The 2,587-nt window shown below is 79.4% G+C and carries 2 protein-coding genes; both read left to right on the forward strand.

What is annotated here, in order from left to right:
* Positions 1-1,732, forward strand: a 1,732-nt coding sequence (locus tag B7L92_RS40840; protein ID WP_081241597.1) for an acyl-CoA dehydrogenase family protein, incomplete at its 5' end; no start/stop codon positions are given.
* Positions 1,729-2,550 carry a 4'-phosphopantetheinyl transferase family protein gene (locus tag B7L92_RS37675; RefSeq protein WP_255311351.1) on the forward strand — a complete coding sequence of 274 codons (822 nt, stop codon included), beginning with the start codon at positions 1,729-1,731 and terminating at the stop codon, positions 2,548-2,550. The genes B7L92_RS40840 and B7L92_RS37675, both read left to right, overlap by 4 nt.
* Positions 2,551-2,587: the final 37 nt, after the last annotated feature.

The raw sequence follows: 2,587 nt of genomic DNA on the forward strand, positions 1-2,587 counted from the left end.
GGGAGGCGCCGGACGCCGGCGGTGCACCGGCAGGCCGGGACGTCGGCCAAGGGGACGCCGAGCCGACGCTCCAGCAGAGCGGCCCGGGCGCGGGCGGCTGCTCCCGGACAGCCGGACGCGACGGCTGGAGCGGCGGCTCGGCGTCCCCTGGGCCGACGGCCCGGCCGGCCGGTGCGCCGCCGGCACCCGGCGCCTCCCGCCCACCGGGATCGAGGCGCTGCTCGCCGAGGAGGGGATCGCCGGCGAGTTCGTGCCCGCCGAGCACGGCGGGCGGCTCGTCCGGGCCGACCTGCTCGCCCGGGTCCTGCGCCCCGTCTTCCGGCACGACGCCGCGCTCGGCCGCGACCTGACCTCGCTGCTGGCCGCGGGCGCCGTCTGGGCGGCCGGCGACCCGTGGCAACGGCACGACGTCGCAAGGCTGCTGCTGACCGGCGGGCGGATCGCGGTCGTCCACCGCGGCCCCGTCCGCGCGGGCGCCCCGCCGCACGGGGAGATCACCGCCCGCCGGGTGCCGGGCGGATACCGGCTCGACGGCCGCGCGCCCGCCACCGGCGGCGCGCTCCCCGCCGGCCTGCACCTCGTCCACGCCCGCACCGGTGCCCCGGACGGGCCGGGCGGCCACTCCGTGCTGCTCGTCGATCCCGCCGGACGGAACGCGGGCACGATTCGCCGGCTGCCCGGCGCGCGGGGGGACGCACTGGAGTTCCGCGACCGCTTCGTACCGCGCGGGGCGCTCGTGGGCCGCGAGGGGGACGGCGTCGTCCTCGCCCTGCGCGCCCTGCAGGTGGAGCACGCGGTGCTGTGCGCCGGGCTCACCGCGGCCGGTGACACCGCGCTGCACCACGCGGTGCGGACCGCCACCGACGGCTCCCCGGGACGGATCGCCCCGCGCCGGCACCGGCCGCTCGCGGGTGTCTTCGCGGACCTGCTGGCCTGCCGCGCCGTCACGACCGCCGCGCTGCGGGCGCTGAGCCTCCTGCCCTCGGCCGCCCACCTCCTCGCCGCCGCGGTCCGGTACGTGGTGCCGGGCCTGCTCCGCCCGGGCCTGGAGGAACTCGTCACCGTCCTCGGAGCGCACGCCCACGGCGCGGACGGCCCCGGGCACGGCGCACCGGGCGGACTGATGCGCGCCCTGTCCGCCGCGGAGTCCGGGCACGCCGGCGCCGCCGCCTGCCGCAGCGTGCTCGTCGCGCACCTGCGGGCTCTGGCGGAACGCTCCTGGTTCACCGAACCGGAGCCCCCGCCCGCACTGTTCGCGCCCGGTGCCGGACTGCCGCCGCTGGACCACACCGCGCTCGCCGTCGCCGGCGGCGGCGACTTCATGGCCGCCTGCCTCGTCGGCTGCGCCCGGCGGCTCGCCGCACCCGGCGCCGCGGGCGGCCGGACCGCCGTCCTCGCCGAGCTCCTCGTCGCCGAGCTGCGCGCCCTGGCCACCCGGTGCCGTCGCCTGCCGGCCGCCGCCCCCGCACCGGCCGCGCTCGTGCTCGCCGACCGCTACGGCCTGCTCGTGTGCGCCGCCGCGGTGCTGCGCGCCCGGGAGGCGCAGGACGGCGCCGGTCCGTTCCCGGCCGACCCCGCCTGGGCCGAGCTGGCCCTGTCACGGATCGGCGAACGCCTCGGTCTCCCGGTCCCCGGCCCGCCGGACGACGTCCGGGAGCGCCTCGTCGAGGAACTGCTGCACCGTCACCGGGACGGCGGCGGCCTCCCGGACGCGGCAGCCACCGCTCCGTGACCGGGCACCACGGCACCATCGCCCCGCCGCTGCGCGTCGACGGGCCCGACGCTCCGTGGCGGCGCGTCCGCGAGGCCATGGACCGGTACGGGAACACCGTCGTCCACACGGTCCGGGACGCGTGGTCCCCCGCCGTCGCCGGGCCCGCGCTGCGCACCCTGCTCGGGCGGGACTGGCCGCGCTACCGCCGCGCCGGCGACCCCGCGGCCCGCCACCGGTTCGCCGCGTCCCGACTCGCCGTCAAGTACACCGCCGCGGCCGCCCTGCGCACCGACCCGGCCGAGCTCGACCTCGCCTACCAGATCGGCGGGCGACCGTACCTGCGCGGCCTGGACCCGATCGACATCAGCCTCACCCACACCGGCGAGCTGATCGCGGTGGCCGTCAGCCGCGACGGGCGCATCGGCGTCGACGCCGAACCCGTCGGCCGGCGCATGCCCTACGACCTGCTGCACGGCCGCGTCCTGACCCCCGCCGAACGCAGGTGGTTCGACCGCCTGCCGCAGGCGGAGCGCGGTGCCCGGTTGCTGCGCCTGTGGACCCTGAAGGAGGCCTACACCAAGGCGCTGGGTCAGGGACTGCAGCTGGGCTTCACCCAGTTCGGCTTCGACCCCGACACCGGGCGGCTGTCCGCCCCCGACGGCCGGCCCGCCGCCGCCCACGGCGAGTGGACGTTCGCCACCCACCGGGTCCTTCGCCGCTACCTGCTGAGCGTGGCCCGTCAGGACGCGGGCCGCCCGGCCCCCTGCAGGGGCACGTCGGTGCACACCCTGCTCGACCACGACGTCCTGCGGACCGTGACCGGGCTCCTCGGCTGACCCCGCCCGCCACCACCGCCGTGGGACACCTCCCGCC

Origin of the sequence: Streptomyces viridosporus (genome assembly GCF_002078235.1) — a bacterium.
Taxonomy (GTDB): Bacteria; Actinomycetota; Actinomycetes; order Streptomycetales; family Streptomycetaceae; genus Streptomyces; species Streptomyces viridosporus.